The 24,032-nt window shown below is 67.9% G+C and carries 25 protein-coding genes and 1 pseudogene; 18 read left to right on the top strand and 8 right to left on the bottom strand.

Features of this window, described 5'->3' with window-relative positions:
• The first annotated feature begins 5 nt into the window (after positions 1 to 5).
• The 5 genes from C3B61_RS17280 to C3B61_RS17260 all read left to right on the top strand — a co-directional run bounded on the left by C3B61_RS17280 (position 6) and on the right by C3B61_RS17260 (position 4,415).
• Entirely contained in the window at positions 6 to 1,181 is a 1,176-nt protein-coding gene (locus C3B61_RS17280; RefSeq protein ID WP_103461722.1) for an ROK family protein, read from the top strand.
• Positions 1,182 to 1,320: 139 nt separating this feature from the next.
• Positions 1,321 to 1,782, top strand: a complete 462-nt coding sequence (locus tag C3B61_RS17275; RefSeq protein WP_103461721.1) for a PTS sugar transporter subunit IIA — start codon at positions 1,321 to 1,323, stop codon at positions 1,780 to 1,782.
• A gap of 58 nt (positions 1,783 to 1,840) precedes the next feature.
• Positions 1,841 to 2,113 carry a PTS sugar transporter subunit IIB gene (locus C3B61_RS17270; RefSeq protein ID WP_088456877.1) on the top strand — a complete coding sequence of 91 codons (273 nt, stop codon included), beginning with the start codon at positions 1,841 to 1,843 and terminating at the stop codon, positions 2,111 to 2,113.
• Between the two features lie 42 nt (positions 2,114 to 2,155).
• Complete coding sequence (locus tag C3B61_RS17265) at positions 2,156 to 3,682, top strand: PTS ascorbate transporter subunit IIC (protein ID WP_103461720.1); 1,527 nt, start codon at positions 2,156 to 2,158, stop codon at positions 3,680 to 3,682.
• A gap of 211 nt (positions 3,683 to 3,893) precedes the next feature.
• On the top strand, positions 3,894 to 4,415 hold the full coding sequence (locus C3B61_RS17260) for a hypothetical protein (protein ID WP_103461719.1): 522 nt from the start codon (positions 3,894 to 3,896) through the stop codon (positions 4,413 to 4,415).
• Between the two features lie 247 nt (positions 4,416 to 4,662).
• On the opposite strand, the gene C3B61_RS17255 is transcribed toward C3B61_RS17260, so the two are convergent.
• On the bottom strand, positions 4,663 to 5,076 hold the full coding sequence (locus tag C3B61_RS17255; protein ID WP_103461718.1) for a RidA family protein: 414 nt from the start codon (positions 5,074 to 5,076) through the stop codon (positions 4,663 to 4,665).
• A gap of 81 nt (positions 5,077 to 5,157) precedes the next feature.
• Here C3B61_RS17255 and C3B61_RS17250 point away from each other — a divergent pair, with 81 nt between their 5' ends.
• The 3 genes from C3B61_RS17250 to C3B61_RS17240 all read left to right on the top strand — a co-directional run bounded on the left by C3B61_RS17250 (position 5,158) and on the right by C3B61_RS17240 (position 7,425).
• Complete coding sequence (locus C3B61_RS17250; protein WP_103461717.1) at positions 5,158 to 5,535, top strand: winged helix-turn-helix transcriptional regulator; 378 nt, start codon at positions 5,158 to 5,160, stop codon at positions 5,533 to 5,535.
• Positions 5,536 to 5,962: 427 nt separating this feature from the next.
• Positions 5,963 to 6,802, top strand: a complete 840-nt coding sequence (locus C3B61_RS17245) for a hypothetical protein (RefSeq protein WP_103461716.1) — start codon at positions 5,963 to 5,965, stop codon at positions 6,800 to 6,802.
• A gap of 5 nt (positions 6,803 to 6,807) precedes the next feature.
• Positions 6,808 to 7,425 (top strand): hypothetical protein, encoded by a 618-nt coding sequence (locus C3B61_RS17240; protein WP_103461715.1) that lies wholly within the window; start codon positions 6,808 to 6,810, stop codon positions 7,423 to 7,425.
• A 69-nt stretch (positions 7,426 to 7,494) separates the two neighbouring features.
• Here the strand turns inward: C3B61_RS17240 and C3B61_RS17235 are convergent, their stop codons facing one another.
• Positions 7,495 to 7,968, bottom strand: coding sequence for a winged helix-turn-helix transcriptional regulator (locus C3B61_RS17235; RefSeq protein WP_244285983.1), 474 nt, complete (start codon positions 7,966 to 7,968; stop codon positions 7,495 to 7,497).
• Positions 7,969 to 8,022: 54 nt separating this feature from the next.
• Between C3B61_RS17235 and C3B61_RS17230 the strand changes: the two genes are divergently transcribed.
• The 8 genes and pseudogenes from C3B61_RS17230 (at position 8,023) to C3B61_RS17195 (ending at position 16,225) form a co-directional block, all read left to right on the top strand.
• The gene (locus C3B61_RS17230; RefSeq protein WP_244285982.1) at positions 8,023 to 9,240 is read left to right on the top strand and encodes an MFS transporter; all 1,218 of its coding nucleotides are present in this window, start codon (positions 8,023 to 8,025) and stop codon (positions 9,238 to 9,240) included.
• Between the two features lie 214 nt (positions 9,241 to 9,454).
• Positions 9,455 to 10,489, top strand: a complete 1,035-nt coding sequence (locus C3B61_RS17225) for a TM2 domain-containing protein (RefSeq protein ID WP_244285981.1) — start codon at positions 9,455 to 9,457, stop codon at positions 10,487 to 10,489.
• A 97-nt stretch (positions 10,490 to 10,586) separates the two neighbouring features.
• The gene (locus C3B61_RS17220; RefSeq protein WP_103461713.1) at positions 10,587 to 11,621 is read left to right on the top strand and encodes an NADPH:quinone reductase; all 1,035 of its coding nucleotides are present in this window, start codon (positions 10,587 to 10,589) and stop codon (positions 11,619 to 11,621) included.
• Positions 11,622 to 11,659: 38 nt separating this feature from the next.
• Positions 11,660 to 12,061: a DUF2256 and DUF3253 domain-containing protein gene (locus C3B61_RS17215; RefSeq protein WP_103461712.1), complete on the top strand. Its 402-nt coding sequence runs from the start codon at positions 11,660 to 11,662 to the stop codon at positions 12,059 to 12,061.
• Between the two features lie 117 nt (positions 12,062 to 12,178).
• Positions 12,179 to 12,562, top strand: a pseudogene (locus tag C3B61_RS17210) (PH domain-containing protein).
• A gap of 50 nt (positions 12,563 to 12,612) precedes the next feature.
• Positions 12,613 to 13,914 carry a glycosyltransferase gene (locus tag C3B61_RS17205; RefSeq protein WP_103461711.1) on the top strand — a complete coding sequence of 434 codons (1,302 nt, stop codon included), beginning with the start codon at positions 12,613 to 12,615 and terminating at the stop codon, positions 13,912 to 13,914.
• A 147-nt stretch (positions 13,915 to 14,061) separates the two neighbouring features.
• Positions 14,062 to 15,573, top strand: coding sequence for a sodium/proline symporter PutP (gene putP, locus C3B61_RS17200; RefSeq protein WP_103461710.1), 1,512 nt, complete (start codon positions 14,062 to 14,064; stop codon positions 15,571 to 15,573).
• A 76-nt stretch (positions 15,574 to 15,649) separates the two neighbouring features.
• On the top strand, positions 15,650 to 16,225 hold the full coding sequence (locus tag C3B61_RS17195; RefSeq protein ID WP_103461709.1) for an SOUL family heme-binding protein: 576 nt from the start codon (positions 15,650 to 15,652) through the stop codon (positions 16,223 to 16,225).
• A 119-nt stretch (positions 16,226 to 16,344) separates the two neighbouring features.
• Here C3B61_RS17195 and C3B61_RS17190 read toward each other — a convergent pair whose 3' ends face one another.
• The 4 genes from C3B61_RS17190 to C3B61_RS17175 form a co-directional block, all read right to left on the bottom strand.
• Positions 16,345 to 16,704: a hypothetical protein gene (locus tag C3B61_RS17190; RefSeq protein ID WP_103461708.1), complete on the bottom strand. Its 360-nt coding sequence runs from the start codon at positions 16,702 to 16,704 to the stop codon at positions 16,345 to 16,347.
• Between the two features lie 313 nt (positions 16,705 to 17,017).
• Complete coding sequence (locus tag C3B61_RS17185; protein WP_103461707.1) at positions 17,018 to 18,307, bottom strand: MFS transporter; 1,290 nt, start codon at positions 18,305 to 18,307, stop codon at positions 17,018 to 17,020.
• Between the two features lie 11 nt (positions 18,308 to 18,318).
• Positions 18,319 to 18,906, bottom strand: coding sequence for a helix-turn-helix domain-containing protein (locus C3B61_RS17180; protein WP_103461706.1), 588 nt, complete (start codon positions 18,904 to 18,906; stop codon positions 18,319 to 18,321).
• Positions 18,907 to 18,992: 86 nt separating this feature from the next.
• Complete coding sequence (locus tag C3B61_RS17175) at positions 18,993 to 19,199, bottom strand: hypothetical protein (RefSeq protein ID WP_103461705.1); 207 nt, start codon at positions 19,197 to 19,199, stop codon at positions 18,993 to 18,995.
• Between the two features lie 162 nt (positions 19,200 to 19,361).
• On the opposite strand from C3B61_RS17175, the gene C3B61_RS17170 reads away from it, so the two are divergent.
• Positions 19,362 to 21,524 (top strand): hypothetical protein, encoded by a 2,163-nt coding sequence (locus C3B61_RS17170; protein ID WP_103461704.1) that lies wholly within the window; start codon positions 19,362 to 19,364, stop codon positions 21,522 to 21,524.
• A 106-nt stretch (positions 21,525 to 21,630) separates the two neighbouring features.
• Entirely contained in the window at positions 21,631 to 23,103 is a 1,473-nt protein-coding gene (locus C3B61_RS17165; RefSeq protein ID WP_088456864.1) for a peptide MFS transporter, read from the top strand.
• Positions 23,104 to 23,131: 28 nt separating this feature from the next.
• On the opposite strand, the gene C3B61_RS17160 is transcribed toward C3B61_RS17165, so the two are convergent.
• Positions 23,132 to 23,605, bottom strand: coding sequence for a DUF1294 domain-containing protein (locus tag C3B61_RS17160; protein ID WP_103461703.1), 474 nt, complete (start codon positions 23,603 to 23,605; stop codon positions 23,132 to 23,134).
• 47 nt (positions 23,606 to 23,652) lie between these two features.
• Positions 23,653 to 23,985 carry a DUF7882 family protein gene (locus C3B61_RS17155; RefSeq protein WP_103461702.1) on the bottom strand — a complete coding sequence of 111 codons (333 nt, stop codon included), beginning with the start codon at positions 23,983 to 23,985 and terminating at the stop codon, positions 23,653 to 23,655.
• Between the last annotated feature and the right edge of the window lie 47 nt (positions 23,986 to 24,032).

Raw genomic sequence — 24,032 nt, 5'->3', positions numbered from 1 at the left:
ATTCGATGGCGCACACTCTCTCCACCGGTTCGGGTGTGGTGCTGGGCTTGATCCGCTCCGGCCGAGCCACCACCCGCAGCGACCTGATCGACCAGCTCGGCTGGTCGCGCATCACCCTGGCCCGGCGGCTCGACGAGTTGTTGCTCGCCGAGATCGTGGTGAGCGTGGGGCAGCTCGATTCCCGCGGCGGCCGCCCGCCGGAGGAGTTCGCGGTGAACCCGAATGCCGGGCTGCTGCTGGCCGTGGACATCGGCGGCTCGCACACCCGCCTGGCCATCACCGACCTGGTCTCCACCATCCTCAGCGAGGACGAGGCCGACATCGGGCTGAGCGAGGGCCCGGCAGAGATCTTCGAGTGGGCCGGCCAGGTCTTCGACCACATGCTCGACAGGCTCGGCAAGACCCGCGCCGACGTGGTGGGTATCGGCGTGGGCGTGCCCGGCCCGGTCGACTTCGTCACCGGCAGGCTCGCCACCCCGCAGGTCTACGCCCAGTGGGAGGGCGTGCTGGTGAAGGACTACTTCGCCGGCCGCTACGAACACGCCGTGTTCGCGGTAGACCGCGACGTGAACATCATGGCGCTCGCCGAGGTGCGGCGCGCGTGGAGCTCCTACCGTGACGTGGCGGTGCTCAAGGCCGGCATCGGCGTGGGGCTCGCGTTTGTGCTCGACGGCTCGATTTACCACGGCTCGCGCGGGGGGGCCGGCGACCTGAGCGCGGTGGGCGCCGGCGGCGCACGGATGCAGCGCCTCGAGACGATCGCCAGCGGCGCGGTGATGCGCCAGGAGCTGCTGGCCCAGGGCCGGAGCGTGCGCACCAGCAACGACATCGTGGGACTCGCGCTGGCCGGCGACGCCGAGGTGCTGCGGCTGCTCGGCGAGACCGGCACCGCCATCGGGCGGAGCCTGGCCCACGTGGTGGGGCTGCTCAACCCGCAGGCCGTGGTGATCGGCGGCAACCTGGCTCAGGCCGGCGAGCCGTTCCTCGGGCCCATCCGGGAGGCCATCTTCGCCGGCGCCCGGGACTTCGCTCTGCAGGGCCTGGTCGTGGAGAAAACCCGGCTCGGACACATTGCCGGGGTCACCGGGGCCTCTCTCATCGCGCAGGACGCCCTGTTCGAGGCCGACCGCATCAGCCGGCTCACCCGCGCCGGCGGCAGCGGCGTGTCGCTCCGCGCGTAGGTACTGATTCCCGAGGGTCGATGACGGCATCTCAATAAACTTTGGTGCACTTGTAGACAAAAGGTCGCCTAGGCTTATACAGTCATCCCAGTCGCTCTCGCAGGTTGAGACGGCTCGCACCCAACAAAGGAGTTCACCCGTGGCATTCAACCTCGCCGAAGCGCTGTCGTCGATTCAGACCCAGGCGGATGCCTCCGACTGGCGCGACGCGATTCGTCTGGCGGGCGCGGGTCTGGTCTCCGGTGGTGCCACCACGGCTGCCTACACCGACGAGATGATCGACGCCGTCGAGAAGCACGGCCCCTACATCGTCATCGCCCCGGGCATTGCCCTGGCGCACTCCCGGCCGTCGCCCGCGGTGCTCACCGGCGGACTCAGCTGGGTGAGCCTGGCCACCCCGGTGGAATTCGGCAACAAGGCCAACGACCCGGTCACCGTCGTGATCGGCCTGGCCGCCGTTGACCACGACGCTCACCTCCAGGTGATGCGAGCCCTGGCCGGGGTGCTCTCTGACGGGCCGGCCATGGAACGGCTGCGCACCGCCACCTCCTCCGACGAGGTGCGCGCCGTGCTCGGCGAACTCGCCGCCGCTGCTGCGTAACGCGGCCCCCACGCATCCCCTTTTCACTCTCTCGTCTCACCCAATCGAAAGGCACCCCATGAAGATCGTCGCCGTCTGTGGAATGGGCATTGGAACGTCAGTGCTCCTGAAAATGAACGCCGAGAAGGTTCTCGCCAAGCTCGGCATCGATGCGGATGTTGAGGCCGCCGACATGGGTGTGGCTCGCGGCGCCGCGCAGACCGCCGAGATCGTGCTCACCTCGGAGGAGCTGGCCGAGGAGCTCGGCGATGTGCCCGCCGAGGTCATCATCATCAAGAACTTCTTCGATCTCGAAGAGATCACCGAGAAGCTCACCGCCGCCGTCGAGTAGTCCCCTTCACCTTCCCTTCTCACAGAATATGGAGCTCCCACAATGGAGTGGCTCGTCGTCGTACTGAACTTCATCGGACAGCAGATCCTCAACGTGCCTGCGTACCTGATCGGCATCATCACCGCCATCGGGCTCATGGCGCTCAAGCGCAACTCCGGGCAGGTGATCGGTGGCGCACTCAAGGCGGCCCTCGGCTTCCTGATCCTCGGTGCCGGCGCCAACGTCGTAGTGGGCTCCCTCGACCCGCTGGGCACCCTGATCCTCGCGGTGACCGGCGCACAGGGCGTCATCCCCACCAACGAGGTCATCACCGCGATCGCGCAGGACGAGTTCGGTGCGCAGAGCGCCTACGTGCTCACCCTCGGGTTCCTGGTGATGCTGGTCCTGGCCAGGTTCACTCCTCTTAAGTACGTGTTCCTCACCGGGCACCACATGGTCTTCATGGCCACCATGCTCACCGTGGTGCTCTCCGTCGGCTTCGGCAATGGGGCCAGCTGGCTCGTCGTTCTCATCGGTGCGCTGCTGCTCGGCGTGATCATGGTGGTCATGCCCGCGTTCGTGCACCCGTGGACCAAGAAGATCACCGGCAACGACACCATCGCCATCGGCCACTTCGGCACCCTCGGCTACATCGCCGCCGGTGCCGCCGGTCAGGCCGTGGGCCGTCGCAGCAAGTCCACCGAAGACATCAAGTTCCCGCAGGGCCTCAAGTTCCTGCGCGACTCGATGGTCGCCACCTCACTGTCGATGGTGCTCATCTACATGGTCTTCGCCATCTGGGGCCTCATCGCCCTGCCGCTGCAGGAAGCCCTGGACATCTTCGGCTCCGCTGACGCGGGTGCGTTCATCATGGCCGCCTTCGCGCAGGCCCTGCAGTTCGGTGTCGGCGTCGCGATCATCCTCTATGGTGTGCGCACCGTCTTGGGTGAACTGGTTCCCGCGTTCCAGGGCATCGCTGAGAAGGTCGTCCCCGGCGCACGTCCGGCGCTCGACATCCCGATCGTGTTCCCGTTCGGCGCCAACGCCGTGCTGATCGGCTTCCTGAGCTCCTTCGCCGGTGGCCTCCTCGCACTCGGCGTGCTGGCGGTCTGGCTGAACCCGGTCTTCGGCCTCGCGCTGATCCTGCCCGGCATGGTGCCGCACTTCTTCACCGGTGGTGGAGCCGGTGTCTACGGCAACGCGACCGGCGGACGCCTCGGCGCGATGATCGGTGGTTTCGTCAACGGCGTGATCATCACCATCCTGCCCGCCATTCTGCTGCTGGTGCTCGGCGACTTCGGCTTTGCCAACAGCACCTTCGGTGACGCCGACTTCGGTTGGTTCGGCACCCTCGTGGGCGTCAGCGTCGGCGTGGGCGGCGGCCTCGCAGTGATTCTCGCGATCCTTATCGCCGTGGTGCTTGTCAGCGTCGCGATCGTCTACCAGATCCGCGTTGTGGACAAGGGCTGGGTGCCCGGGGCCAAGCGTGACGTCTGGATTGCGGAGGAGAAGGCGGCCGAGAAGGCCGTGCTCGACGCCGAGAAGGCTCGTCGCAAGGCGGAGAAGGAGGCGGCGGCCGAGGCCGTTTAACTTCTTTCTGCATCGCCAGAGGGCGGCTCCGCGGTGCGGGGTCGCCCTTCGGCCGTTGTACGTGGGGCGCGCTGCGGCTGGTGTACCTCGCATCCGCGGCCCGGCTCGCGAAGTGTAGCGCCGGTGCGGGGTGCGGGGTCTCCACAATCACGACCGCCGCGGTGTGGCGTGGGCGGGCGCTGCTGCGGACTGGGTGTGTGAGCATCGACTTATGCCTGCAACCACAGACCATCCCGTCGCCGTGCGCGCCACCGGATTCATCGGTGAATCCCGGTGGCGTCGCCGGCCGGTGCGCCGCGTGCGGTATGACGCCTGCTGGGCGGATGGCCGCGTCGAGTCCGACGTGAGCCTCACGGCCGCGATGTACCGGGGGTCGCCGGCCGACTTCGGGCCCATCAGGGACAGCGTGCACGCGAACTGCCCCGAGGTGGGAACCGGCCGGTGGGTCAACGAGTTCGCCGCGGTCGTCGACGGCCCGGAGGTGGAGAACCCGAACCCACCCGGCCCCCGCAGCGGCTGGCCGAGCAGGAGTGGCGTCGCCCGACGAGAGCCCAGTCCCCGGGTGCGCCTGGCGTGGCGGCTGACCCTCGGGGTGGTGGCGCTCGGCGTCGGTATCCTGCTGCTCACCGGGCCAGCCGGCGATGGAGTTCTCGCCGGCGTCAGTGCGCTCTGCGCCCTCGGCGGGCTGGCGACACTGGCCGGCGCGGTGCCGCGCCGGTTCCGCTGGTGGTGAGTAAAGCGGTCCCAGCTGTCACCTCGCGAGAGTGCTTCCGCCGAGGTGACAGTTGCGGCCCGTTGGGGGGCGCTCCGAGGGCTCAAAAGCGACTTCTCGGGAGTTCAGTAGGTGCATCGCACGCCAGTTCCCGCCGACTGGGTGGGTGCCGCGCGGCCGGCCTTCCGAGTTGCGCGGGCAAAGCGCCGCTTCGCGGGTGGCGCGCCTGGTGCGCAACGGCGCCTGACCCGCGAAACGTCGCACTCGCTCAGTCGAGAACGGCGTACGCCTCGAGCTCGACGAGCACGTCGGGTTCGAAGAGGAAGTCCACGCCGATGACGGACACCGGCGGCAGCGGCTGCGGCAGCCCCAGCTCGTCGGCCACCAGTTCGATGCCGGCCATGAAGTCCTCGACCCGGCCTGGTGCGGATGCGTCGGTGAGGAAGAAGCGCAGCCGCACGACATCCGCGAAGGTCGCACCGGCACCGGCCAGGCCGAGCGCGGTGTTGCGCAGCACCTGGGCGACCTGCCCGGTGAGGTCGCCGGTGGCGATGCGGTTGGCGTCGCCGTCGCGGGAGATCTGACCGGCGACGTGTACGTGTCGGGTGCCAGTGCCGATGGCGACGTGATGGTACGGGACGGGCTGGAACATGTTGGCGGGGGACAGGGTCTGGACGCTCATAGGGCTGCTTTCGTCGAGGTTTTCAAGTGGTATCTCCTGTCTACCTAGTGCACGAAGGGAACTTCAACGAGACTAGGTGTCGTGAATGACACCTCTCCGGCCGCATCCGAACTTCTCCAGGTGGATGCGCCGCACCGCGAGCTGCTCGACCAGGTGCTCGATAAGTGGTCGCTGCAGGTGCTCGACGTGCTGTGTGGGAAGGACCTGCGGTTCAACGAGTTGCGCCGAGCCATCCCGGCGATCGGACAGAAGTCACTGACCGCGTCGCTGCGCCGGCTCGAGCGCAACGGCATGATTGAGCGAGTTGTTCTGCAGTCCCGTCCGGTAGCGGTGGAGTACCGGATCGCGCCGGTGGGCAACACGCTCAACGAGCTCGTTGACGCGCTGCTGCGCTGGACCACCGAGAACATGCCCGAGGTGGAGCGGGCGCGGGAGCGGTTCGACGCCGAGGAGGCGTAGCCGCCGCAGCCATTCACGAGGTAACGCGCGTTGATCGCCCTTGGTGGAGATTCCGTCGGAGATTGACGCCGACCAGGGCTGGTGTCGCCCGGTTGGTCCGGCCATTACACTCCGATGAGGTGGAGGTCGGCAGAGGAGGGCACGGGCAACTGTGCCACGTCACCGGCGCCGGCTCAGACAACGGGGGAACACAGCTATGGCCAAAGACATCCGCGACATCCGCAACTCTCTGCACAACAGCTAACGTCACCTACAGGACACCGCGCGCTCGACGGCGCAGTCGGCTCAGAGCAACGCCGCAACGAGCCAGGCCGCACGGAGCGCCGCGTCCGGCGCGTGGGTCGGCGCAGGTTTCCAGGCCGCAACTGCATTCCAGGCAGCTCGCGCGGCCCGGGCAGCGGAGGAGCAGCTTGCGCTGCAGCACGTCATGGCCGAGCGCCAGAATGAGCTGGCCGAGCAGATCACGTGGAATGAGTTCGCGCGCTGGCGGCAGACACCCGAAGGGGTCGCGTTTCTGGCCTGGCGGGAGCCGGCCTTCGCGCTTGCGCAGACACTGCGCGATCGTGATTCTCACTGGCTGCAGGGTTGGGCGCGGGCTATCGGGCAGGCCCAGGCCGAGATCCCCAATGACGAGAAGCAGCGTCTCATGCGGCGCCCGGCAAGTCTGCGTCAATCCGGTCTGAAAGTTGCTTCCATAGTGAGCTTCGCTGTGGCCGGCTTGTTCATGCTCGGCCTGCTGGGTCAGCTTTTCGCGCTGAGCGTCACGGATTCCGCGCCTGCCACGGGCGGGTTCACCTACGAAGAATGTCTGGCGACCCTCGATGACCCATCCAATGCCCTCCTCAGCGAAGCCGATTGCGAGGCCATCAATCCTGGGCCTGCGGGATCGAATATCCCGCAGGCCATACCCCTGACCCTGTTCCTCGGGCTGGGCATCGCGCTCATCGTCGTTCGCCGGAAGAAGCAGCGGGCAGCGCGGCAAGACCAGACCGCTGAGAACGAGTCGAGGGCACGGGTCGAGCGCTGGCGCTTCGATCCCCTTGCAGTGGAGCCTGGCTACACAGGGTTCACCTGGTACGAGTCACCACGCACCGAAGGCTACGCTGATCGGCTCATGCAGCTTGCGCTCTTTGACGGCCACGGGCGGCCCCCGGCGCAGTCGGACCTCATCGCCGTTGAGATGCCAATCGCACGGGCACCGCACTCGACTAACCCTGCGGAATTGAATCAACTACTCGGGGAATTCGGGCAGAAAGCTCAGGCCTGAGCGCGATGCATATGACCATCCACTACGACCCGGCCATGGTGAACCCCGGAATTTGTTACGTGGGACTGGGCTATTTGACGCCTTTCGAGAGCGGCCACACGCTTACGGTGGGTGACCGCAACGGTGGCGACAAGCGCGGGGTGAAGCTGACTCCGGCGTATTACACCTTCATCAGTTCGCTCGACCCCACCGTCGGTGAACGGGAGTTCACGGCGGAAGAGTTGGGTTTGCTCGGATGGTTGGCAGGTCAAGGTTTCATTGCGCTGGTGACAGGCGATGCCGGCCCTGAGAACCTCAAAGTGGTGCCGGTACCGCGGCGGGACATAGCCGTTGTCGAGGACCTGGACGAGGGATATCTCCTCCGTGCCGGCGACGACGCACCCTTCGCTGTCTCGGAGCTTGGTGCGCGCTTTCTGCCGTTCGTCGACGGTGAGCGCACTCTGGGAGAGATCGCCCAAGCTGTAAAGACAGAGGTTCTCGCAGGCCACGAGGGGCGGCTCAGCGTCGAGAAGAACGAAAAAGACCAGGGACGAACGTTCGACTCGGTCCTGGTCGAAGAGGCTCTCGTGCTGATCCGGGATTTCGCCAGGGCGGGCGCGATCACGTTCGAGCCGACGGCATAGCGGCCTGCGCGCCGGTTCCGGTAGCTGCCGGTTGAGTTGCTGGAAGTCGAGATAGCTGGATTCGTGCCGTTACGCCGTCCGCCGGACGTGGGTGTTCTCGCTTGTCAGAACCGTTCCGTCCGTCGCTCTCGGCACGAGTTGCGGGACGCGGGTGTCATCCGCACCGAGCAGCACCGATCGATCTTCGCCGTCGGCGAACGCGTGACGCTCGCCCCACTGCCTTAGAGCGACGATCACCGCAAAGAAGTCTTTGCCCGCGTCGGTGAGTTGATAGAGCTTGCGGGTGCCGGACGGCGCATCTACCTGCGTGAGGAGGCCGTGTGCGGTGAGCTTGCGCAGTCGGTCGGTGAGGATGTTGCGCGCGATGCCTGTGCGCTGAACGAAATCGGTGAAGGTTCGGGCGCCGTCCATCGCGTCCCGGATGACCAGCAGGCTCCAGCGGTCACCGACCAGGTCGGCCGTTCGGGCCACCGGGCAGTTCGGGTCTGTCCACACGACGCGTGCGGGTGGGGCGTCCGGCATCACACCTCCGTTGAGTTGCATTGTGCAACCAGTTTGCCCTAACTTTCGTTGAGTAGCAAATTGCAACTGAATGGGGTGGTTGATATCAACGGATGGACAAGGGTGCTGCTTGCGGTGGTCTGCGGGGTCGCGGTGGCGAGTGTGTATGCGGGGCAGCCGGTCGTGGGCCAGATGGGGCGTGATCTGGGTGTGCCGGTCGACGCGGTGGGATGGTTCGTGGCCGTGGGCCAACTCGGTTACCTGGTCGGGCTGATTCTCCTGGTGCCGCTGGGGGATCTCCTCGACCGCAGGCGCCTGATCCTGGTGCACCTGGTTGTGGTCGCGGCGGGCCTGATGGTGGTGGCGGTCGCCTCGGAAGCGTGGCTGGCGTTTGTCGGACTCGCGATGGCGGGCCTGTTCGCCGTGGTGGTGCAGACCGCGGTCGCCTACGCGACGGCCCTCTCGGCACCGTCCGAGCGCGGCCGCAACATCGGCATCGTCACGTCGGGCGTGTTGATCGGCATCCTCGGTGTGCGCCTGCTTGCTGGGCTCCTGACGGAGGTGTGGGGGTGGCGCAGCATTTACGTGGTGCTCGCCGTGCTCGCGGCGACGCTGGCCGGGTTGGTCCTGCTGCTGCTGCCTGCGGATGACCGGGGGCGCGTCTCCCGGTATGGGTCGCTGCTGAGTTCCTTCGCCGGCATGTTCACGCATCCCGCGTTTCTGGGCCGTGGACTGATCGCGTTCTTCCTGTTCGCGTCCTTCGGTGCACTGTGGAGCGGACTGGCGTTGCCCTTGAGTGCTTCGCCGTGGTACCTCAGCGAGGCGCAGATTGGCCTGTTCGGCCTGGCCGGCCTCGCTGGCGCGGCGGGTGCCGGTCGCGCCGGTCGTTGGGCGGACACGGGGCAGGCCAACCGTGTCGTGGGCATCGCGCTCGTTGCCCTGGTCGTGTCCTGGCTGGCCATCGGACAGCTCGGTTGGTCGCTGATCCTTCTGGTGGCCGGCGTGGTCCTGCTCGACTTCGCGGTGCAGGTCGTGCACGTGAGCAACCAGCACATCCTCACCGCCGCCTATTCCGACCGCATCAGCACCACGATTGGCGCCTACATGGTGTTCTACTCTCTCGGTTCCGCTCTGGGCGCCACGACCACCACCGCCCTCTACGACTCCGCGGGGTGGACCGGCTCGGCCCTGCTCGGCGCGTTCTTCGCGACCGGCGCCCTGCTCACCTGGGCGCTCATCGCGCGAGCTCGGCGAGAGCGTCACGCACGCCGGGCTTGGTCTTTCCGTAGGCGTCCACGGGGTAGTGCGCGTTGATTGCCCGGCCGGCCGGCCGCGTCGACGAGTCGGGGCGGGCGCTTTGCCACATCCGCCGGGGTGCCTTGAGCGCAGCTTGGAAATATGAGCCTGTTTTGTCCGTTGATCAGGGCCAAGGGCCCTATCCTTTAGACACGTGTTCTGGGGGGACACACGCGACGTCGGTCCATGCGGCTGTCGGCTCCCAGAGTTGTCACGCTCACCAAGGAGTCACATGTCCACCCCCACCGTCACCAAAGATCCGATCGTGATGACCACGCCGGTCCACCCGCAGCGGAGCTTCGTCGCCACCTGGCTGTTCGCCTGGCTCCTGGGCGGCTTCGGCGCCGACCGGTTCTACCTCGGCAAGATCGGCACCGGCGTGCTCAAGCTCGTGACCGCCGGCGGCCTCGGTATCTGGTCGCTGATCGACCTGATCATCGTGCTCATCGGTAAGACGAAGGACAAGCAGGGCCAGCCGCTCACCGGCTATGACCAGAAAAAGGTCCTGGCCTGGATTATCACGGGCATCTTCGTTGTGGTTGGTGGCATCGGCGGCGCCGTGGCTGGCGCAACCGCCGCGGCGACTGTGGCAGCGATCTCGCAGTCCGCTCAGGAGCTGGACGACACCGCCGCCGCGCCGGTCGAGGCCGAGACCGAGGCCGAGGCCGTGGCCAAGCCGACCGACCTGGCCGCCTGGGCCGACGAGAAGTACGGCACGTTCGAGGCCATCAGCCAGTCCGGCACCGGTGACTCGGTCGTCACGCTGCCGGCTGATACCGCGGCCGGACTGGTGCGGGCAACCCACGCGGGAACAAGTAACTTCTTCGTAGAGGTGCTGGACGCGCAGAACCAGCCCACTATGTCGGCAATGAGCGTGAATGCCTTCGGTGCCTACACCGGCATCCTTGCCTACGGTCTGTACGGGCTCGATTCCGAGGAGCCTGCTGTCTCGCTCAAGATCACGGCAGATGGCCCCTGGACGATCGACGTTGCGCCTATCTCCTACGCGACCGAGCTCCCGACCGCCGGAACCGGCGAGAACGTGTTCTTCTACAACGGTGACGCGACCAACCTGGTGCTCAGCTCCGAGACTGAAGGCGTCTTCGCCGTGTTCGAGTACACCGACGTCGAATACTCCAACGGCAACTTCAGCGGGGCCAGCCTGGTCAACGGCGCCAGCCCCTACTCGGGCACCGTTCCGATCAGCGCCGGCCCGTCGGTCATCGCCGTCTTCGCCACCGGGACCTGGACCATCGCGCAGGGCTAACCAGCACACGCACGTGAACGGCCCCGCAGCGACCATTGCTGCGGGGCCGTTGTGCTGCCACGGGAACCATTCCGGCGGCGGCTGCGTTACCCCTGATATGAAGACCATTGTGTACAGCCAGACCGGTGACCCGTCCGTGCTTCAGCTCGTGGATCGGCCGGTGACCGAACCCGGCGCGGGCGAGGTGCGGGTGCGCATTGTGGTCAGCGGGGTGAACCCCACCGACTGGAAGTCCCGCGCCGGCTCGGTACCGGGCGAGAAGCTGGCATTCGACGATGTCGTGCCCGGCCAGGACGGTGCCGGCATCGTGGAAGAGGTCGGCGCCGGCGTGCAGCATGTCGCGGTGGGCGACCGGGTCTGGCTGGCGCTCGCCGCGTACCAGCGGGCGAACAGCGGCTCGGCCCAGGAATACGCCGTGCTCCCCGCGGAGCGCGTCTTCGGGCTGCCGGCGAACGCGAGCTTCGACCAGGGCGCAAGCCTTGGGGTGCCGGCGATCACGGCGCATCGCGCGTTGACGGTGGCCGAAGACGGTCCGCGCCGGCTGCAGCCGGGGGCGCTGGCCGGCACAGTCGTACTCGTGGCCGGCGGGGCCGGGGCGGTCGGGCATGCCGCGATCCAGCTGGCCCGGTGGGCCGGGGCATCCGTCATCACGACCGTGAGTTCACCGGCAAAGGCGGCACTGGCCACCGCCGCCGGCGCTCAGCACGTGCTCACCTACACCGACCCGGACATCGTCGGCCAGATCCGGGCGATCGCACCGGAGGGGGTGGACCTGATCGTTGAGGTCGCACCTGCCCAGAATGCGCGGCTAGACCTGGCGGTCATCCGTAACCGTGGGTCGATCGCGGTCTACGCCAACAACGGCGGCGACCAGATGACCCTCGACGTGCGCCAGCACTTCAGCCTCAACGTGCGCTACCAGTTCGTGCTGCTCTACACGGTGGGGATGGACGCGATTCGGGCGGCGGCCGAGGACATCACCGCGGCACTCATCGACGGCGCGCTCGCCGTGGGGGAGGAGGCTGGGCTGCCGTTGCACCGCACCGATCTCGCGCACACCGCGGATGCCCATGCGCTGGTGGAGAGCGGCGTGGTGGGAAAGGTGCTGATCGACGTGGCGGCCGGCCAGTAGGAGAGCGCTCAGGGCAGGAATCCCGCAGGATAGAAGGCATGGCCCACCGTCAACGCACCCCCGCCTCTCCCGATGAACGGGCAGACAAGACCTGCGCCTCGTGTGGACGGCGCATCGAGTGGCGCGCCAAGTGGGCTGACAACTGGGATGCGGTGAAATACTGCTCCGCCGCGTGCCGCTCACACGGCGTCAACTCGACCGACCTCCGGCTGGAGGAGACCATCGTGACGTTGCTGGATGCGCGGGCGCAGGATGCCACGATCTGTCCGTCCGACGCGGCGCGGGCCATCGGCGGCGAGGAGTGGCGCGACCTCATGGAGCCGGCCCGGCGGGCCGCCCGGCGGATGGTCGCCCGCGGAGCACTGCAGATCACGCAGGGTGGTTCCGTGGTGGATCCGTCGACAGCGAAGGGGCCGATCCGGTTGCGGCGACCGCGGTAGGGCGCTTCGGAAGCCCCGCTGTGGGGGTCTGCCGCTGCCCGAGCGCGTGGCCGACGAGCAATAGATTGGCCGTTCCGCATCCGTTCAGACGCGGTGAACCTGACCCAAAGGACTCCCATGGATACCGCTGCAATCACCGCCTGGACATTCGTCTCCGAGGTTCCGATCCCGGCCGACGTTGAACCCATGCTTGTTCCGGGGGAGAAGGCGGTCGCGGCGTACAAGACGTTCCGGGACAGCGCGGTGTTCACGACCAAGCGTCTTATCGTGCGGGATGCTCAGGGGATCACCGGTAAGAAGGTCGAGATGTACTCGCTGCCGTACTCCAGCGTGAACATGTGATCGTCGGAGAACGCCGGCTCGCTCGACATGAACGGGGAAATCGAGTTGTGGACGCGCGCCGGTCACATCAAGATCAAGGTGGGCAAGGCCGTCGACGTGCGAGCGCTGGACCGCCTCATCACCCACGCCGTGCTCGGCGCCGAGCTGGCGGTCGTCTAGAAACCGGCGCGGTCGTCGCCGGAACCGGCAATCGGCGTACTATCAGCGGCATGACCGGCGTCGCGTCGACCTCCGAGACCACCGTCACACCGCGCACCTACCTGTTCGCCCTCACCGACGGCGGTGGCACCGTTCCTCCCGAGCTCGGTGTCGCACGCCGGCTGGTCGACCGGGGGCACCGGGTCACCGTGCTCGCGGACGAGTCGCTGGCGGACCAGGTGCGCAACACCGGCGCGATGTTCGTGCCCTGCCTGTGGAGCCCGGCCGAGGCGTTTCGCGACTATGAGTTGCGCACCCCGACGAGCCTCGCCCGGGGGATCGCCGACTACATGTTCACCGGTCCGGCGCCGGCCCAGGCCCGGGACACGACGGCGGCTCTGGACGCCGTGCGGCCGGACCTGCTGGTCACCTCCTCCTTTGCGCTCGGTGCCATGATCGCCGCCGAGGCCTACGGATGCCCGTTTGATGTGCTGCTCCCCAACTCCTACCCGTTGCCGGCCACGGGCATGCCGCCGTTCGGGTCCGGCCTGTCACCCGTGCACGGACCGCTCGGGCGACTGCGGGATGAGACCATGACCGCCCTGGGCGCCCGGATGATCGACCGGTACGCGCTGGAGAAGATCAACGCGGTGCGGGCCGACTACGGTCTCGGCCCGGTCGCGCACATGTGGGACCAGATCCATCACGCCCGACGTCAGCTCGTGCTCACCTCCCGGGCGTTCGACTTCCCGGCGACGCTGCCGCACAACGCCCGCTATGTGGGGCCGATTCTGGACGATCCGGCCTGGGCGGCCGAGGAGGAATGGGCCGCGCCGGCCGGTGACAATCCGCTGGTCCTGGTCGCGATGTCCTCCACGTTCCAGAACCAGGCGGACTGCCTGCAACGGGTCGTCGACGCGCTCGGCAGCCTGCCCGTGCGGGGGCTGGTGACCACGGGGCCCACGGTTCCCGCCGACGCGCTACGGGCGCCGGCGAATGTCACGGTGGTGGATTCGGCGCCGCACCGCGAGGTGATGCGCCACGCCAGCCTCGTTGTCACCCACGGTGGCCACGGCACCGTCATCAAGGCGCTCGCGGCGGGACTGCCCCTGGTGATCCTGCACCACGGCCGCGACCAGGCCGACAACGCCGCCCGGGTCACGGCTCGCGGCGCCGGAGTGGCGGTGTCGCGGCGCGCACCGGCACAGCGCATCGCCCGGGGTGTGACCACGGTGCTCGGCACCGACGACTACCGAAAGGCCGCCGAGGCGCTGGGCCAGGCGATCCGACACGACGCCGCCGGCACCACCCTGATGGACGAGCTCGAGACCCTGATACCGGCGCCCGGACGGACCACTCCCTCCGGGTCCTAACCGAGCCGGTGAACGACCCCGTGGCGACGCCGTTCGGGCTGTGCGACTTCACAGAAACCCGTTTGTGTGTGAAACTTGACGACTTCTCGTGCCCGCTTGCGGCATCCGAGTGCCCGCAGGCCGGGCATCCGAACAAAAGGAACTCCAATGACGGATCAAACTTTTCAGTTGGCGGCGATTGTGCTGTACTTCGCCGGGATGCTCGCAATCGGCTGGTTTGCCTTTCGGCAAACGAAGGATCTGGACGACTACATGCTCGCCGGCCGCGGCCTGAAGCCCGGCACCGCGGCGCTCAGCGCCGGCGCATCCGACATGTCGGGTTGGCTGCTGCTCGGCCTGCCCGGCGCCATCTACGTGTCCGGTCTGGTGGAGGCGTGGATCGCGATCGGCCTCACCATCGGCGCCTGGCTGAACTGGAAGTTTGTGGCCCCGCGGCTGCGCTCGTACACCCACGTGTCCAACAACTCCATCACCATCCCGAGCTTCTTCGAGAACCGGCTCAAGGACACCTCGCGTCTGCTGCGCGTGGTCTCCGGTGTGATCATCCTGGTGTTCTTCACGTTCTACGTGTCCTCCGGCATGGTCGCCGGCGGGGTGTTCTTCGAGAACTCGTTCGGCTCCACCTTCCTGGCCGGGATGCTCATCGTCGCCGGCGTCACCCTGCTCTACACCCTCTTCGGCGGCTTCCTCGGCGCCACCCTCACCGACGTCGCGCAGGGCCTGCTGATGCTCGCCGCACTGATCGTGGTGCCCGTGGTGGCCCTCTCCGCCACCGGCGGCATCGGCGCCACCATCGACTCCATCCGCGAGGTCAACCCCGACCTGCTCTCGCTCACCGCCGGCGGATCCGTGCTCGGCGTCATCTCCGCCGCCGCGTGGGGCCTGGGCTACGTCGGCCAACCGCACATCCTCGTGCGGTTCATGGCGCTGCGCAGCCCGCAGGACGCCAAGGCCGGCCGCCGGATCGGCATCGGCTGGATGATTCTCACCGCCCTCGGCGCCCTGGCCACGGCGCTGATCGGCATCGCCTACTTCCAGCAGAACCCCGACGTGACCCTGGACAACCCGGAAACCGTGTTCCTGCTGCTCTCGCAGATCCTGTTCCACCCGTTCGTCGCCGGTCTGGTGCTGGCGGCGGTGCTGGCCGCGATCATGAGCACCATCTCGTCGCAGCTGATCGTCTGCTCCTCGGCGCTGGTCGAGGACCTGTACAAGATCGTGGGCAAAAAGGATGCGACGCCCAAGCAGCTGGTCATGCTCGGCCGTCTGGGCGTGCTGCTGGTGGCCCTCGTCGCCGGGCTGATCGCACTGAACCGGGATTCGACCATCCTGGAACTGGTCGGCTTTGCCTGGGCCGGCTTCGGTGCGGCGTTCGGCCCCGTGGTGCTGCTCTCGCTGTATTGGAAGAAGCTCTCCACCTGGGGTGCCCTGGCGGGCATGGTCACCGGTGCTGTGGTCGTGTTCGTCTGGGGCAACTCCGAGCTGAGCGCCACGATGTATGAGATCGTGCCGGGCTTCCTCGCGAGCCTGCTGGTGACAGTGGTGGTCTCGCTGGCCACCTACAAGCCGTCGATGGAGATTGAGGCGGAGTTCGACGAAGCCGTGGCGCAGGCCCACCACAATTACACGAAGCCGGAAGTTGCTCCGGCCGCCGTCTAGTTCTCGGCACTACTTTCGTTCGCACCCCGCCCCGACCGATCATGGTCGCGGGCGGGGTGCGTTGTAGCGTGGGCGTGTGACCGAAAAGCAGCCGTACGACAGTGTGCAGAGCTACGACGACTTCGAGGTGCGCCGCTATCCCGGCCATGTGCTGGCCGAAATCGTGGTCGGTGGGCCGTTCGACGAGGCCGGCAACCGGGCCTTCCGTTCTCTGTTCGCCTACATCAGCGGAGAGAACGTCTCCCGCACCAAGGTGGCGATGACGGCGCCGGTGGTGCAGGATGCCGCCGGATCACGGATTGCTATGACCGCCCCGGTGGTGCAGCAGCCTGTCGCAGCCGAGGATGCCGCGGACGGCGGCTACCGGGTGGCGTTCGTTCTGCCAGCCAGCCTCACCATCGACAGCGCCCCGCGCCCGACCAACCCCGAGGTGCACCTGCGTGCCGTGCCTGAGGCACTCGTGGCCGTCATCCGTTACCGCGGACGCTGGACCCAGGACAGCTACACGCGGCACCTCGACGAACTGCGGCAGGCCATCTCGGCTGCCGGGCTCACCCCGGTTGGTCAGCCGCGATTCGCCCGCTACGATCCACCGTTCAAGCCCGCGTTCCTGCGGCGCAACGAGGTGCTGATCAACGTCAACGCATCCTGAGCCAGCCGGCACCTCCAAAAAAGGAAACAGTGACTTTATTAGGATGCAATCGGGCGCAGCATCCTATTTTGCGACCTATCTCCTCTTAATCGTTCGTCCCTCAGTCTCAGCGGCCCCCGTCAGAAGATGACGAGCAGGATGCCGACCACGAGGCAGACGCCCAGAAGGTAGAGCGTGTTGCGCGCGGTTGAGCGGAACACCGGTTGCCGCTGCCGCCGCGCGAGAAGTGCCACTGGAACCGCCGCCGCCACCAGCACGATCAGCAGACCGACCGCTCCGACGATGGTGGCGAAGACCTCTTCGCCATCGTTCGAATTGGGATCGCCCAGCCACCAGCCGTTGGCGTCGCCGATCGCTTGGAGCCCCAAGCCGAGAACAAGCACCGGCCAGAAGGCGATGGCGACTGCGATCAGGTCGATCAGGACGACCCCGGTGACGAATAGTCGACGGCTGCGTGTCGCCTGGCTGTCGGCGATCACCAGCTCTGGTCCCGGGGCGCGAAGACGGCGTTACTCTGCATGGGCTCAGCCTAGGATGGCCCACCTGGGGGACTGTCGAGGACGTCCGGTCGGCACGAACCCCAGCGCGGCGGCGATCGTGCCGGGGGTCAGGTGGGCTGGGCCGATGCAGATCAACGACGCGGTTGGGCCAACGCGCTAGCTCGGGGACGGCCTGGGCTGGCTCGATGTCGTTGTGCGGGCAAGGCGCCGGTATGCGGGTGGCGCGCCACCCGCATAGCGGCGCTGCACCCGCATAGCGGCGCTGGCGCGACCTCAGGGCGGCCGCGGTGGATCAGGTGACGGTCGTCGGCGCCGGCTGCCGCTCCATCTGGCGCCAGGCGCCACCGGTGAGCGGGCTCAGCGTGACGAGAGTGTAGGCGACGGCGATGATGCCGAAGGATGCCGCGAGGCCGATGGTGTCGGCGGCGATACCGCCGACCAGGGCGCCGAACGGCACGCCCGCCCAGGCGCCGGCGTTGATCATGCCGAACACCCTGCCGCGCATGTGCGGGGGAACACGTTCGAGCTCCACCGTGCCCAGGATCGGGTTGATCGCCCCGGCGGCCAGGCCGGACAGCGCGGTCATGGCGACGAGCACGGGCAGTGGAGCGCCGAGGGCGAAGGCTGCGCTCGAGGGCCCGCCGGCCAGGGCGAAGCACGCCGCAAACGTCAGCCGGCGAGGAACGCGGTGGGCGACGAAACCGAAGACGACGTTGCCGACCAGGGCGCATCCGCCCATGACCGCCACCAGCAGACCCAGCACGGCTGCGCCGCCCAGGCGATCGTTCGCGTAGAGGGGCAGCAGGGTCGCACCGCGGGCCGCGTCGAACAGGTTCGTGATGAGAACCAGGCCCACAATCAGCCGCATCAGCGGGTCGTGGATGACAAACCGGAATCCCTCGGCGAGGTCGGCCCAGTAGCTGGTTCGGGGAGCGTCGGAGCGGTCGACGGCCGTGGGCTTGAGGGAGTCGGCGGGCAGAACGGCCACGAACGCCCAGGTGAGCAGCGCCGAGACCGCGAAGGTGGCGGCGTTGACGAACAGGGCCGCCATCGGCCCCACCAGCGCGACGAGCAGTCCGGCGATGGAGGCACCGATCAGCCTCGCGAAGCGTTCCGAGCCGTCGAGCAGGCCGACGCTCTGCTCGAGGCGTACTCCTGCCCGGGCGGTGAGGCTCGGCAGCATCACCCGCCGGGCGGTCTGCCCGGGGGTGTCCAGCAGGCCGCCGGCGAACACCAATAAGAGGAGTGCCCAGAACGGCAGGCCGACGGTGAGGGCGAGCACCGGGATGGTCAGCACGGTCGCTCCGCTGACCAGGTCGGCGACGATGGCCGCGCGGCGGTGGCCGACCCTGTCGACGGCGACCCCTCCGAGCGCTCCGCCGATCACGACCGGGGCGGTGGCGAAGAACGCGGCGACGCCCACCTCGACCCCGGAGCCGCCGAGGCCGAGCACGTAAAAGGGGATGGCGAACGCGGTCACGACGTTGCCCGTTTGGGAGATGGCGTGTGCGGTGAGCAGCGCGGTGAGGGAACCGGTGGCGCGGCGGTCGCGGGGGCGCGCCTCCGTGGTGGGTGTGGTCATCGGTGGGCCGGTCAGGGGCGGCGGTAGGCCTGGTAAACCAGCACCACGGGTTCGGCGCCGTCGCTGCCGGCGGGGTCGTGGGCGGCCCCGGTCTCGACCCAGCGGTCCACGAGCGCCTCGAGTTCGGCGCGCATGGCGGTGAGCTCCTCGACGGTCAGGCGCAGGCTGCGGTCACCGCTGGCGGCGGCGCCGACCCAGTCGCGGGGGAGGTTCGGTGTTGCGTCGATGTAGTCGGTGTACCGGGCGGCGTAGGCCTGGGCGATCGACTTCTGCAGGCTCGCCGAGGCGGCGAGCTGGTCGGGATCGTCGAGCAGATCGGCGGGCTCCCAGCTGGTGAGCGCGGTGGTGGCCTGCCACCAGTGTTCGCGCTGGTCGCTGCTCTGCGCCTCGGCGGGCTCGATCAACGCGATGGAGGCCAGCTTGCCGAGGTGGTAACTGATGGTGCCGGGGGCTTCGTCCACGATGTCGCCGAGCTGCGCCGCGGTCTGCGGTCCGAGTTCGCGCAGCAGTCCCAGCAGACGCAGGCGGGTCGGATGCGCGAGCACCCGCATCGAGGCGGCCGACGTGAGCGTGGTTCGGCGGGTATCGCGGGGAGTCATGCCCCCGACGATATAAGAACAACGATCATTGCGCAACACTCGTTGTGCATTCCGGCTGGGGACCGCAGCTGCCCCCTGGGGAGCGTCTAGTGGTGCAGCGCCTTGTCGATCTTCTTCGCGTTGTGTTTGGCCAGCTTCTGCAGGTGGGCGCGACCCTTCTTGGCCTCCGGCCCGTTCCAGACTTTCCGGGCGCCACGCTCAACCTTCTCGTATCGACTCCGGCCGGCCTTGGTGCCGAAGGCGTAACCGACGAGGGCGATCAGTGCGGCGATGATGACGAGAACGGCAGTCATGGCGGCCTTCTTTCCGGGTCGATGCCAGTGATACGCGCCAGTCTCGTCCGCCGCGCGCGGGGGCACAACGCCGCGGTTTTCGCAGGTGAAGGCTGGACGGACCTGTGGAGAGAACTGAGGATAACTCTTGACGCGGCGGAACTTAACCGGTTTAGTTGACGAATGACGTACAACGATGTTCGATCAAGCTCCTGTTCATCCGCTCACTCACGGCCGGGCCGTTTCGCCCTGGCCGCCACCCTGTCGGTCGCCCTGGTCGGCACCGGCGCCCTGGCCGCCGTGCCAGCGTCGGCGGCCACCGCCACCACCACAAAAAGCACCCCGGCGGCTCTCCCGGCCGCCGAAGCATCCGCCCCGCTCACCAACCTCAGCCACCTCAACTTCCTGCTCGCCGAGGTGCCCCTGCCGGTGATCGCCGGGCACACCACCTACCAGGCCGCGGAGGACCCGGTGGTGGAGGCACCCTGGACCTATGCCGGTAAGAACGACGACGGCAGTTACAGCCCGATCGGCGGCGGTGTCCTCGACCCGGCCACCGGCTACTACAGCCAGGGCGCGTTCAACGCCGACGACACGTCCCGTGCTGCCGTGGTGTACCTGCGGCATTGGCAACAGACCGGCGACACGACGAGCCGGGACCACGCCTTCCAGACCCTGCGCTCGCTCACCTACTTGCAGACCACCGAGGGACCCAACGCCGGCAACGTGGTGCTCTGGCAGCAGGTGGACGGCACCCTGAACCCCAGCGCCAAGCCCGTCGAGCTGCCCGACCCGAGCGACTCGGACGAGTCCTACTGGCTGGCCCGCACGGTGTGGGCGCTCGGCGAGGGCTACGCCGCGTTCGCCGACGATGACCCGGAGTTCGCCGCGTTCCTCGAGGAGCGGCTCAACCTCAGCCTGGCCGCGCTCAACGCCGGGTCGCTCGGCGACTACCCCAGCTACGACGTCGCCGACGGCGACCCGGTGCCGGCCTGGCTGATCGCCGACGGCGCGGATGCGTCGGCCGAGGCCGTGCTCGGCCTCGCCGCCTACCTGCAGGCCGAGCCCGCCGGCCCCACCGTGGCCGTGGCCGAAACCGCGCTCAGCCAGCTGAGCGAGGGCATCGCGGCGATGTCGACGGATGAGGGCGCCAGCGGCGACTGGCCGTTCGGCGCGATCATGCCGTGGACGAAGTCGCCCAGCCTGTGGCACGCCTGGGGCGGGCTGGCCCCGGTGGCCGTGGCGACGGCATCCGGGGTGCTCGACAACCCGACCCTGCTCGCGGCCGCGGTTCAGGACACCGCACAGTTCACCCCGCAGCTGCTCGCCGCGGGCGGACCTGACAACGCCTGGTCGCCGACCCCCGGCGAGGCGCAGATCGCCTACGGCGTCGATTCCCGGCTGCAGAGCCTGGTGGCCACCGCTGAGGCCGCCGATGCCCCCGGGCTGCTGAACCTCGCCGCGATCACCGCCGGCTGGTACTTCGGCGCGAACCCCAGTGGCCTGCCGGCGTACGACCCGGCCACGGGCACCGCCATCGACGGCATCGAGCCGGACGGCGGGGTGAACCCCAACTCCGGCGCCGAGTCGACCATCCACGCGCTGTTCTCGATGCTCACCCTGGACGCCAACCCCGACCTCAAGGCCGCGGCCCTGGGAATCACCGCCACGGTGGCCACCGACGGGCTCAGTGTGGTGGAGGCCGAGTCCGGGACGATCACCGGCGGCACCGTGACCACCCCGGCCTCGGCCTGGACCGGTGAGGCCAACTGGTCCGGCGGCGCCTACGTGGACCTGGCGGCGGGCGGCACCCTGCGCATCACCGTCCCGACCGACGACCAGGCGCGCCGGGTGCACCCGATCGTGAACCAGGTCGTCGAGCCCGCTGGCACGACGACGTGGACCGTCGGCAGCAAGCGGCCGGGCAAGGGCAAGGCCCCGCTGTTGGGCAGCACAGCCAACGGCGGCGCCGGCGAGCAAGGCGTCACCGAGGCGCCCGGCCAGCTACTGCCGCTGCCACTGGCCAACACCCTGCCGGGCAAGGCCAGCGAGGTCGTCGGCACGACGGATGCTGCGGCGCAGCTGGACGCGCTGCTGATCCAGCCGCTGATCTCCACGGTCGCGGTGACCGGGCCGGACGGCGACTCGACGCTGTTCGTGAGCGCCGACGTCGCTGACACGAAGCGCCGCATCGACGTACCGCGCGGGCAGCAGCTGGTGCAGCAGGCCTTCGACGCCGCCGGCCAGCCGATCCCCGACGCGCACAACGGCAAGGGCGACAAGCGCGGCGGCACGGTGTTTATCGCCGCCGGCGGGTTCACCCAGGTGTGGTTCGAGGCCCGATGACTCGCGAATTCGACCCCACGGATGCCGCGGAGCGCCATAGCCGATGCCGCCCGCGTCAGCCGACCCACGGTATTCGGAGTTCCGCCTCCGTAGTATCGTCGGAACAATGACAAACATTGCGGAGTCAGCTGCAGGCACCCCACAGGACGACCATCGGTTCTTTGGTCAGCCTCGGGCGCTGGCCAGCATTTTCGGTGTCGAGATGTGGGAACGCTTCTCGTTCTACGGGATGCAGGGCATCCTGCTGCTCTATTTGTACTACTCGGCGGCGGAGGGCGGCCTCGATATCCCGCAGGCCACGGCCGCGGGCATCGTCGGGGCGTACGGCGGAGCGGTTTACCTCTCCACCATCCTGGGCGCCTGGATCGCCGACCGGCTGGCCGGCTCCGAACGGGTGCTCTACGTCAGTGCGGTCGTCATCATGGTCGGGCACATCGCTCTGGCCCTGATCCCGGGCGTCGCCGGAGTCATCGTCGGCCTGATCCTGATCGCGCTTGGCAGCGGTGGTCTCAAGGCCAACGCGACCTCCGTGGTCGGCACGCTGTACCGCAAGGACGATCCCCGCCGCGACGCTGGTTTCTCCCTGTTCTACCTCGGCATCAACCTGGGCGCGTTCTTCGGCCCGATCCTCACCGGACTGCTGCAGTCAACCATCGGCTTCCACTACGGATTCGGTCTGGCCGCCGTGGGAATGGCGATCGGTCTGACCCAGTACTCGTTCGGGCGCAAGCGCCTGCCCGACTCCTCCCGCGAGGTGCCCGACCCGCTGCCGCGCAGCAAGTACCTGCCGTACGCGATGATCGCGGCCGCGTTCATCGTGCTCATCGTGGTGCTGGTGCTCATGGGGATCATCACCGCCTCGAACCTGGTGACCATCGTCATCGGCGTGACGATCGTCGCATCCGTGTCGTACTTCGTCGTGATTCTCACCAACCGGAACATCACCACGGTGGAACGGAAGCGCGTGTACGCATTCATCCCGCTGTTCGTGGCGAGTGTGGCGTTCTGGTCGCTCTACCAGCAGCAGTTCACCGTCGTGACGCTCTACTCGGACCTGCGGCTAGACCGCGTGTTCTTCGGCTGGGAGATGCCGGTGTCGTGGGTGCAGTCGATCAACCCGGTCTTCATCATCGTGCTGTCGGGTGTGTTCGCTGCGCTGTGGACCAAGTGGGGCTCGAAGCAGCCGTCCACGCCGGTCAAATTCGCCTTCGGTACAGCGATCATGGGCGTGGGGTTCCTCTTCTTCCTGCCGTTCGCCGGGGGCGCGGCCAACTCGACCCCGTTGCTGGCAATGGTCGGCATCCTGCTGGTCTTCACCGTCGCGGAACTGCTGCTCTCACCCGTCGGGCTGTCCGTCTCCACGAAGCTCGCGCCCGAACTGTTCAAGACCCAGATGGTCGCGCTGTTCTTCCTGTCGGTCGCCCTCGGCACCGCCATTTCCGGTCTGCTGGCCGAGTGGTACGCGGTGGCCCCCGAACACCTGTACTTCGGGGTGCTCGGTGGCATCGCCATTGTGCTCGGGATTATCCTGGCGCTGTTCGCCCGGCCGATCCTGCGGCTGATGGGCGGGGTGCGCTAACCTCGCGCATTCCGGCTGAGACTCGACGCTAGAGGGACAGGGTTCGCTGGGTCCACTCGGCCAGGAGGTCGAACACGGGCGTCGCGAACACCGCGAAGGCAAGCAGGTTCAGAAATACTGTTGCCCAGAAGGCGGACCGGAAGCTGGCCTTCTGGGTCTTGTGCCGCAGCGTCTGCTGGGCGACGATGGCGCCCGGCCAGCCGCCGACGACGCCGAGCAGGAGCAGCGTCTTCTCCGACACCCGCCAGCGCCCCTTAGTGGCCGCAGACTTGTCGGCCGCGTAGACGGCGAAGCAGACGATGCTGGCGACGAGGTAGAGGCCGGCCACCCATACGGGGATCGGCCAGAGCAGGTGCACGACGAGGTAGCCGGCCACCAAGACCAGGATCGGGAGGTACCGTGCGGCGCGGGATGTGCGCCGGGCGGGGGTGCGACGCGACGAGGACGGCATCCGTTGCCCGGTCGGGCGCACCCGCGTGGACTGCTCAGTTCGGGAACCCATGGCTCGAGCGTAACGGGCGCCGAGCCACCATGGCCCCGCTCAGCGTGTCATGGTGCGGCGGGCGGATCCGCAGCCGTGCTGAGCGCGCTCGGTTCGGGCAGGGCGGACATGCCCTCTGGCGTGTCGGCGGAGCGAACGAGCGCTTCGATCCAGCGGGGATTGAGTGTTGGCTTCAGTCGATCGGTGAACCTGTAGAGGATCGAAATGTGGGGGTGGATCCAGATCGAACCTCGACCGCCGTCGCCATCTCTGTCCTGTCGCCAGGAGAACTGGAAACTCTCGTTCGAGTGCAGCTTCACCGCGAAGGCAACCTGAAGATGGGCAAGCATCCGATCGTTGAAGTCGATTCTGAGGCTCGAGTCGTAGACCAGATGTCCCATCAGATGACCTCCCTCACGGTGTGCTTAGCGAGACCCTATGCCTGGCG

Source organism: Cryobacterium zongtaii (assembly GCF_002909375.1).
Taxonomy (GTDB): Bacteria; Actinomycetota; Actinomycetes; order Actinomycetales; family Microbacteriaceae; genus Cryobacterium; species Cryobacterium zongtaii.
Note: the sequence above shows the minus strand (reverse complement) of the source record. Positions and strands in the feature narration are given on the sequence as shown.